The following is an 8,717-nucleotide window of genomic DNA, read 5'->3' as shown; positions in this document are numbered from 1 at the left end:
CGTCATTCCTCCTGCTATCTTTTTCTATTATTCTACCTTATTTGATAGTAGATTTAAAACTTTGCAACAGAACCGGATGAACAATATTATCATGGGTTTGGGCTGATTGGTCAGAAAGCCATCAATGAGCAGACCAGTAATGGTCAGGTAGCCTATGGCGAAGAGAAGGAGGGGTGTTTTCGATTTCATGTGTTTACTCCTTTTTGGTAATAAGGTAGACGAGGTAGAGTCCCATTGCCAATGGGAACAGGAGTCCGATTGGCTTGACCTTTCCTAGCCAAACCCCAATACCAAATACCAGAAGCAAGACTAGCAGAGCGACGACGATTTGGAGGAGGTAGTAGGCAATATCTTCTTGACTAGGTGACACACGCAGGCTAATGGTGATAGGGACGGTGAGGAGGCTAGGAGAGGCAAAGGGCTCTGGGGCCCAATAGGAGACCAGGCAAATGCTGGCAACGAAGATATAAATGATGCAGTATAGAATGGACTGTCGTTTAGTTGATAGGTGATTCTTCATTTTTTCCTCCTCTCCATTTTCCGTTGGTTTTCTTGATCCTCCAGTCGTTTGACATAGTTGGTAGCAGAGATGACAATGCTTGCAAATAGTCCCATAAAACCAGCGTAGAAGAGGTTTTTAGGTTGAAAGAGAGTTTCGAGGACAGGTCCATTGCTGTCAAACAAGTCTGAGACACTAGAAAAAATTAAGCTGAATAGGCTGACACCAATTCCCCAACGCAAGGGGTGGCGATAGGGTCGGGCTTGCTCCTCTGGACTGATTTCTTCAGGGTCGAATTGACCAAAATCACGGTTGAGCATCTGGAAGCTGAGCACAGCGATGAGAATAAAGAGAATGGCACCGAGCAGGATAGGATACCAGGTTGCAACCTCGGTTGTATAGCGAACAGCTAGCATAAAAGCGACAGCATTGCTTATCAAAAGAAACCAGCTTAGATAGACAAAAGCAAGACCGCCAATTTCATCAGCCTGTTCCCGCCGGCATTCATCCAAGGGACCTCGCACACCGTAGAAATGTTTGATGAGCTTGGTCATCCAGGGTTTTTCTTTTTTGGAAATAGCAGAGCTACTAGTCAGATTTTGAGCTTGTTTCTGGCGATAAACTAACTGAATGTGAGTCACAATCCCCACGAAGATACCGCCTAAACAAGCTGCGAAGAAAAAGCGAGGAGTGGTCAGATTGCTTATGAAGTCCATGTCTTTGTCCATCCAGGCCCCGAAAAAGGCATTCCAGAGATACATGACCAGAGTGAAATATACAGCGAATTTCACACTAGCCCACTTGAGGCCACGTACCTCTTTCTCCGACAAATCCTCCCTATCTAGTGCAGTCAGCTGGCTGCGATAGCTTTGGAGAGCCAGATAGCTCTGAAGTCCTAGCAAGATGATTTCTAAAAAGACTGGGTAGCCGTAGCCAACCTGCTCCGGAAATCGTTCGGACAAGGAGAGAGCCAGAAGAAGAGTAAACAGGAGTCCGATGAAGAGGAAGATGAAGGCCATATTGCCCAATCTCATGACCTCTTTGCGGCGAAATTCATCCAGCGGACCTGCGATGCCGTAAAATCGTTTGATGAGCTTGTTTTGAAAGGTTTCCTTGTTCATAGCCTGTCTCCTTAGTTGAGATTGTACCGTTTGATGAGGTAGGGTGTGATGTGATGAGTCGCTAGGAAGTAGACCAATCCCATAATGGCAACCTGAAGCCAACTGGTCAGTTTACTTGCTTGAGCAAGGAAATGGTCCAAGCCATAATCAGCGATATTCCAAATGGCCATCAGAAGAAGGAAGAGAATGGTTGAGAGGCTAGAGCGTACGAGAGTTCTTTTGTTTTTCATAGTGTTCTCCTTTCTTTAATCAATCCAAAAAAGGCTGTTGAGGTCGGTCTGTAGGATCTTGGCTAGGTTGATGCAGAGGTCCAGCGAGGGGTTGTATTTGTCATTTTCAATCATGTTAATGGTTTGACGTGAGACTCCGATAGCCTTGGCTAATTCCAGCTGGGACAGGCCGAGTTCCGTTCGGAAGGATTTGACACGATTCATATGACCTCCTATCTTATGTCACATATATGCGACATCTCTGTATAAAATTTTTTGAGGACGTCTCCTCTATTTTTGTCAAATATATCTGACACGGTTCCTAATGTTATTATAAGAAAATATTAAAAATATGTCAACTATAATTGACATATTTTTTGTAAAAAGTTTGCAACATGGTTTAAGCTGATTTTATGGTACAATAGATAAGATATGAACAAGGAATTTAATCACACGACGGTTCTCTTGCATGAGACCATCGACATGCTAGACATCAAACCAAATGGAATTTATGTGGATGCGACACTGGGTGGGGCAGGGCATAGCGAGTACCTGCTAAGCCAGCTGACAGAAGGTGGGCATCTTTATGCCTTTGACCAGGATCAGACGGCCATTGACCATGCCCACATCCGCCTGGCTCCCTATATTGAAAAGGGACAGGTTACCTTTATCAAGGATAATTTCCGCAATCTAAGGGCGCGTTTGGCTGAGCTGGGTGTGACGGAGATTGATGGGATTTGCTATGATTTGGGTGTTTCCAGTCCCCAGTTGGATGAGCGAGAGCGTGGCTTTTCCTATAAACAAGATGCGCCGCTGGACATGCGGATGAACCGAGAAGGGCATTTGACGGCCTATGATGTGGTCAATAGCTATGACTACCATGACCTGGTGCGGATTTTCTTTAAATATGGTGAGGATAAATTTTCCAAGCAGATTGCTCGTAAGATTGAACAGGCGCGTGCGTTCAAGCCGATTGAAACAACGACTGAGTTAGCAGAGCTGATCAAATCTGCCAAACCAGCCAAGGAACTCAAGAAGAAGGGACATCCTGCCAAGCAGATTTTCCAAGCCATTCGGATTGAGGTCAACGATGAGTTGGGAGCGGCAGACGAGTCTATTCAGCAGGCCATCGATTTGCTGGCGGTGGGAGGACGGATTTCGGTCATTACCTTCCATTCTCTGGAGGATCGCCTAACCAAGCAATTGTTCAAAGAGGCTTCGACAATTGATGTTCCCAAAGGCTTACCCTTTATCCCAGATGATTTGAAGGCACCACTTGAATTGGTCATAAGAAAGCCAATCTTGCCAAGTCAAGAAGAATTAGACAGTAACAACCGTGCGCATTCAGCCAAATTGCGCGTAGCAAAGAGAGTGCATAAGTAGGAGTAAGCTATGTTGCAGGAAAAACGTAGAGAAACGACCATGCGTCTGATTAGTGAAAAAATCAAAACCTTTAACCGCGTTGAAAAGGCTTTTTATGCTAGCCTGATATTTACAGCGTTGTTCTTGGCTATTGGGGTTATTTTCATCCAGACCAAGCTCTTGCAGGTGCAGGGCGAAATGGCACGGGTCAATCAGCAAATCAACTCCAAGCAGGTCGAAATTGACGATACTAAGCAGGCTATCCAGGAATTGACGCGCTCGGGTCGATTGATGGAAATTGCTGAAAAAGAAGGATTGACCTTAAACAATAATAATGTAGGGGTTGCCGAATAATGCAGACGAGACGAAAGAAATTATTACGGTACATATTGAAACAACGCTACCGGCCTTCGCAGAACAGGCGTAGGGTCGGTCAGAACCTGATTTTACTCAGTATTTTTACCTTTTTGGTTTTCCTTATCAACTTTGCTATCATTATTGGGACCGACTCCAAGTTCGGAGTGGATTTGTCAGTGGCCGCTAGTCGTGTGCACCAGCAAGAGGTAATAGTTCAAGCAAGGCGTGGGACCATCTATGATCGACTGGGCTTCCCAATCGCAGAAGATTCGACCACCTATACGGTCTATGCAGTCGTTGATAAGAATTATGTATCAGCTTCCAATGAGATTTTATATGTAGAGTCGAGCCAATTCTCCAAGGTGGCTTCTATTTTTAAAAATCTTCTAGATATTGATGAGGAGTATGCTCTCAAGCAGTTGAAGCAGCCAGAATTGAGCCACATTTACTTTGGTGCTAAGGGGAAAAATATTTCCTACAATACCATGATGACCATTAGTCAGGAAATGGAAGCGGCCGGCATCAAGGGCATTAAGTTTAACATGAGCCCTGGTCGAATGTATCCAAATGGAAATTTTGCTTCAATTTTCGTGGGGTTGGCTAACCCGGTTGAAAACAAGGATGGTAGTCATAGTTTACAGGGTGTGAGCGGTATGGAATACTACCTTAATGATATTTTGGCAGGTCAAGATGGTAAAGTACTTTATGAGAAAGATAATTTAGGTCGTCTTTTACCAGGGACGGAAAAAATTCAGACACAAGTGGTTAATGGTCAAGATGTTTATACGACCCTATCTGCTGATTTGCAACGTTCGCTAGAAACCAACATGGATATTTTCTTTGATAAGACAAAGGGAAAATATGCCAGTGCAACCTTGGTATCAGCCAAAACTGGTGAGATTTTAGCAACAACTCAACGACCAAGCTATGATGCGGATACAAAAGAAGGGTTAGCTGATAAAGATTTGCTCCAGTACTCCCTTCTGTATCAGGCCGCTATGGAGCCAGGTTCGACCATTAAGGTCATGACCTTGGCATCAGCAATCGATAGCAATGTCTTTGATCCTAATCAGATGCTTGTCAATAATGGCTATACCATTGCGGATGCAACGGTTAACGACTGGACGGTCAATGGGGGAGAGTCTGCTGTTTCCCTCAATATGGCCCAGGCATTTGCCCTATCCAGTAACGTCGGGACGATCATGTTGGAACAAAAAATGGGCAATGAGAAATGGTTGGATTACCTAGCCAAGTTCCGTTTTGGCTATCCGACACGTTTTGGAATGGGGTCTGAAAGTGCAGGCCTCCTGCCGGGCGACAACATCGTAACCATTACCATGTCTTCATTCGGTCAGGGTATTTCAGCGACTCAGGTCCAGATGTTGCGGGCCTTCTCGGCTATTGGTAATGACGGAACCATGTTGCAACCCAAGTTCATCTCAGGCTTGTATGATCCAAATTCCGATTCGGTGCGTATTGCCAAACCTGAAGTGGTTGGCCATCCTGTATCTGAAAAAGCAGCTTCAGATACACGGGATTACATGATCACAGTTGGGACTGATCCAGTTTTTGGTACGCTCTATAACAAGTGGACTATGTCTCCTGTTATTCAGGTTAATGGTTATGATGTGGCAGTAAAATCAGGTACTGCCCAGATTGCCAAGGAAGATGGAACGGGTTACATTGATGGTCGATACCTTCAGTCAGTCGTAGCCATGGTTCCAGCTGAGGATCCAGAATTTATTATGTATGCAACCGTGAGAGAGCCAGAATCCTATACTGGAATGGAGTGGGAGGATATATTTAATCCAATACTGAAAGAGGCTATGTTATTGAAAGATAATTTAAACTTGGATAATGTTGCTCCTTCATTGCAGTTTGTGGAAAATGAAACAGAATTTAAGTTACCAGATGTTATTGGTCAAGGCCCAGGCACAACTGCTGAGGAATTGCGTCGTTATTTAATTCAGCCAGTTATTGTAGGGAATGGTTCCGAAATAAAGAAAGTATCTGTAGATGTCGGAACAAATCTTTCTTCAAACCAGCAAATTCTCTTGCTGACAGATTCAGTAGAAGATATGCCTGATTTATATGGTTTGACAAAAGAAAATATGGATATTCTTGCAGAATGGCTAGGTCTTGAAGTCACTTATGAAGGAGCAGGTTCGATGGTTGTTGAACAGAGTATTGAGTTTGGTACAAAAATCAGTAAACACAAAAAAATAACGATTACACTAGGAGAGTAAAATTAAAATGCAATTTTCACTATTATCGGGATTGGTTGCTTTTTTAGCAACGGTGATTCTGATACCACGTTTTATTACCTTTTATCAAGCCAAACGCATCGAAGGTCAGCAGATGCATGAGGATGTGAAGCAACATCAATTTAAGGCAGGAACTCCTACAATGGGAGGCACTGTATTTCTAGTTGTTTCTGTTCTTGTCACTTTAATCTTTGCAGCTAGTTTTCAAATGCTCACTGGTGGTGTCTTAGGCATTCTCTTCATACTAGCCCTTTATGGACTAGTTGGATTTTTGGATGATTTCTTGAAAATTTTCCGTAAAATCAATGAGGGACTCAATCCCAAACAAAAGCTAGCCTTGCAAATCTTGGGTGGACTAGTTTTCTACTTTGTCCATGTACGAGGTTCAGGTGGTGGTGAACTTAATGTTTTTGGGCATATTATCAATTTAGGAGTACTCTATCTACCATTTGTTTTGTTCTGGTTAGTCGGTTTTTCTAATGCAGTCAATTTGACTGATGGCATTGATGGTTTGGCTTCTATCTCAGTTGTTATCAGCTTGTTAGCTTACTCAGTCATTGCTTACAATGAGCAGAAATTTGATATTCTTCTGGTCTGTGTAACCATGATTGGTGGTTTGCTCGGTTTCTTCGTCTATAACCGTAAACCAGCCAAAATTTTCATGGGTGACGTAGGTAGTTTGGCACTTGGTGGTATGTTGGCAACCATTTCCATTGCCCTCCGTCAAGAATGGACTCTTCTTCTAATCGGTCTGGTCTATGTTATTGAAACATCATCTGTTATGTTGCAGGTTTCATATTTCAAATACACCAAAAAACGTTTTGGAGAAGGTCGTCGTATTTTCCGTATGACCCCTTTCCATCATCATTTGGAGCTGGGTGGTTTGACAGGTAAGTCTGAAAAATGGAGCGAATGGAAGGTGGACTTCTTCCTTTGGGGTCTTGGCCTTGGAATGAGTCTATTGACGCTTGCAATTTTATATCTATAAATAACAAATACTCTCAGTCTTGGACATGTAGCTTCTAGGACGGAGAGTTTTTTCTTTGAAGACGATCTGTATAGATAAATTTTAAGTCTTCATAAATTTTATATATTGGTCAAGCCAGTTGATTCTTGGTAAACTAGTACTACTTTTGTAAAATGGAGGAAAATGACATGAAAAAGAAATGGCTTACTGGCCTCTTATCAACTGTAGCAGTTTTGACCTTGGCGGCTTGCGCCAATGGCGGAGCGTCCAATACAGGCTCTAGCTCAAAAGCTGCATCATCAGCAGATACGGAAACCTTTACCTATGCTATCGACGGCGACCCAAGTTCGACCAACCCGCTTAACACCAGCGACCGTTGGGGCTTGACCTTGACCAACTTTATCTACTCTCCATTGATTCGTATCGAGGCAGACGGTAGCTATGTCAATGAATTGGCAGAATCTTACGAGATTGCAGAAGACGGCCTTAGCATCACGGTTAAACTCCGTCAGGATGTTAAATGGTCAGACGGCGAAGCCTTTAACGCAGATGATGTTGTCTTTACTTACAATGAAAAAGTGAAGAAAGAAAATGGTGGTTCAGACGGCCTTTATATCAACGACCAACCTGTGACGGTTGAGAAGGTAGATGACTATACGGTCAAATTCGTCCTTCCAGCAGTGTCTGCACCTGCCTTGGACAATATCGTAGCAGAGACCTACATTATCCCAGAGCACATCTTTAAAGATGAGGCAGACCTGTCTGTTAACCAATTGAAGGCAACCCCTGTCGGTACAGGACCTTACAAATTTGTAGAGTACAAGAATGGTGAGTATATCAAGTTGGAAGCCAACGAGAACTACTACAAGGGTGAGGCAGAAATCGACAATCTGGTCCTTCGTATTATCGAAAGCCCAGATACGACTAAGGTTGCTCTTCAAACAGGTGAAGTAGATGCAGCCTTTGTTCTTCCGGCGGTTATCAAGGACTTGGACAAAGATACACTTGAAACTTATGCTTATAGTGAAAACCGTGTTGGCTACCTGGGTCTCAATACGACGACTGAAGAGTTGAAGGATGTCAAGGTCCGCAAGGCTATTCTCTTTGCACTAAACAAGGATGAATTCAACCAGGCAGCTTACTTGGATAAGAAATACTATGAGACACCTTATTCCTTCCTTCCAGTTGCCAACCCATACAAGACAGATGATGTTGAAAAATATGAGCAAAATGTTGAGAAGGCCAAAGAGCTCTTGGCTGAAGCAGGTGTCAGCAATCTGACCCTCAACCTGGGTTACAACTCATCTGACGCAGCACAAACCCTACAAGCAACCTTGATCCAACAGCAATTGGCTGCTATCGGTGTAACGGTTGAATTGGCTGGTGGCGATTCATCTGCCCTCTTCACAGAATTGCGCAAGGAAGGCTCAACAGCCTACAATCTCTTCCTGGGTGGCTACATCATGGGGAATGACCCAGACCAATATGCTCGTCTCTTCAAGTCAGGTGGAGCGTCTAACTACTTCAAATTGACTTCACCAGAAATTGACGGCTACTTTGCAGAAGGCGCGGTTGAGCTGGATAAGGCTAAGCGTGAAGAAATCTATGACAATTTGCAGAAAGAATTGGCTGACCAAGCGGCTATCTACCCAATTGTGGACAACAAGAAAATCTTGGCTGTTAACAAGCGTGTGAAAAATGTCGAAGAGGCTGGTTTGGTTCCAATCTTTACCTTTGAAGATCCGTCTAAATTGACGATTGAATAAGGGAGTCTTTTGTTCAACAAGACGAATGGGCCTGACTAATCTTAGTCAGCCCATTCAAACAATAGTGGGAAGTTAGGTCCGAACTTTATAAGAACCTGTATTCACAAGTAAGGTACATTTAGATAGGAAATAGTTTTTTGCACATCAAGGCCGTTTTTCTATAAATACTGAC

9 protein-coding genes are annotated in these 8,717 nt (G+C 43.5%); 5 read left to right on the top strand and 4 right to left on the bottom strand.

Features of this window, described 5'->3' with window-relative positions; translation table 11 throughout:
* Positions 1-193 precede the first annotated feature (193 nt).
* From ACHBID_RS10420 to ACHBID_RS10405, 4 genes are read right to left on the bottom strand one after another with little or no spacing between them, the layout of a single operon-like run.
* Positions 194-520, bottom strand: coding sequence for a hypothetical protein (locus ACHBID_RS10420; protein ID WP_172021247.1), 327 nt, complete (start codon positions 518-520; stop codon positions 194-196).
* Positions 517-1,620 carry a DUF3278 domain-containing protein gene (locus tag ACHBID_RS10415; protein ID WP_394732249.1) on the bottom strand — a complete coding sequence of 368 codons (1,104 nt, stop codon included), beginning with the start codon at positions 1,618-1,620 and terminating at the stop codon, positions 517-519. Before ACHBID_RS10415 ends, ACHBID_RS10420 begins: the two co-directional genes overlap by 4 nt.
* A gap of 11 nt (positions 1,621-1,631) precedes the next feature.
* Positions 1,632-1,850 carry a hypothetical protein gene (locus ACHBID_RS10410; protein ID WP_105160319.1) on the bottom strand — a complete coding sequence of 73 codons (219 nt, stop codon included), beginning with the start codon at positions 1,848-1,850 and terminating at the stop codon, positions 1,632-1,634.
* Between the two features lie 15 nt (positions 1,851-1,865).
* Positions 1,866-2,054 carry a helix-turn-helix transcriptional regulator gene (locus ACHBID_RS10405; RefSeq protein WP_105122471.1) on the bottom strand — a complete coding sequence of 63 codons (189 nt, stop codon included), beginning with the start codon at positions 2,052-2,054 and terminating at the stop codon, positions 1,866-1,868.
* Between the two features lie 207 nt (positions 2,055-2,261).
* Here ACHBID_RS10405 and rsmH point away from each other — a divergent pair, with 207 nt between their 5' ends.
* From rsmH to ACHBID_RS10380, 5 genes are all read left to right on the top strand, one after another.
* Positions 2,262-3,212: a 16S rRNA (cytosine(1402)-N(4))-methyltransferase RsmH gene (rsmH, locus tag ACHBID_RS10400; protein ID WP_105160320.1), complete on the top strand. Its 951-nt coding sequence runs from the start codon at positions 2,262-2,264 to the stop codon at positions 3,210-3,212.
* A 9-nt stretch (positions 3,213-3,221) separates the two neighbouring features.
* The gene (gene ftsL, locus ACHBID_RS10395) at positions 3,222-3,545 is read left to right on the top strand and encodes a cell division protein FtsL (protein WP_105160321.1); all 324 of its coding nucleotides are present in this window, start codon (positions 3,222-3,224) and stop codon (positions 3,543-3,545) included.
* Complete coding sequence (pbp2X, locus tag ACHBID_RS10390; protein ID WP_394732250.1) at positions 3,545-5,794, top strand: penicillin-binding protein PBP2X; 2,250 nt, start codon at positions 3,545-3,547, stop codon at positions 5,792-5,794. Before ftsL ends, pbp2X begins: the two co-directional genes overlap by 1 nt.
* 7 nt (positions 5,795-5,801) lie before the next feature.
* The gene (mraY, locus tag ACHBID_RS10385; RefSeq protein WP_394732251.1) at positions 5,802-6,800 is read left to right on the top strand and encodes a phospho-N-acetylmuramoyl-pentapeptide-transferase; all 999 of its coding nucleotides are present in this window, start codon (positions 5,802-5,804) and stop codon (positions 6,798-6,800) included.
* Between the two features lie 167 nt (positions 6,801-6,967).
* On the top strand, positions 6,968-8,545 hold the full coding sequence (locus ACHBID_RS10380; protein ID WP_394732252.1) for an ABC transporter substrate-binding protein: 1,578 nt from the start codon (positions 6,968-6,970) through the stop codon (positions 8,543-8,545).
* The last annotated feature ends 172 nt before the right edge of the window (positions 8,546-8,717 follow it).

Source organism: Streptococcus sp. A25 (genome assembly GCF_043674095.1).
Classification (GTDB): Bacteria; Bacillota; Bacilli; order Lactobacillales; family Streptococcaceae; genus Streptococcus; species Streptococcus suis_V.
This window is presented reverse-complemented; position numbering and strand designations above follow the sequence as displayed.